The organism is Vibrio sp. 2132-1, from assembly GCF_033344315.1.
Genome location: NZ_JAWPON010000933.1, coordinates 1 through 500, shown reverse-complemented (window position 1 = coordinate 500; position 500 = coordinate 1). Strand labels below are relative to the sequence as shown.

1 protein-coding gene is annotated in these 500 nt (G+C 52.4%); it reads left to right on the top strand.

What is annotated here, in order from left to right:
* Positions 1-500: 23S rRNA (adenine(2030)-N(6))-methyltransferase RlmJ (gene rlmJ, locus R8N47_RS28800; protein WP_318186557.1), on the top strand; the 500-nt coding region annotated here is incomplete at both ends.

Below are 500 nucleotides of genomic sequence, written 5' to 3'. Positions count from 1 at the left end.
ATAAGCTGCGCTACTACCCAGGCTCACCGCGTGTGGCGCGTGCGCAAATCCGCCCACAAGACCGCATGGTACTGACAGAGCTGCACCCAGCCGATCACCCATTGCTGGAGCAAGAATTCCATCGTGACCGCCAAGTCAGCATCTACAAAGAAGATGGCTTTAAACGTCTAAAAGGCAGCCTACCACCGCAAGAACGTCGTGGCTTGGTACTGATTGACCCGCCATACGAGCTAGCTAAAGAGTACCGCGATGTGGTGCAAGCGATTTACCAAAGTCACAAACGTTGGGCAACGGGCATCTACGCGATTTGGTACCCAGTGGTAAACCGTCACGACATCGAAGACATGATTGAAGGTCTAGAAAGCCTCGGCATTCGTAAGATTCTACAAATCGAATTGGGTGTCGCACCCGATACCAACGAGCGCGGCATGACGGCATCCGGCATGATTGTGATTAACCCACCGTGGAAACTGGAAAGCCAGATGAAAGAAATTCTGCCA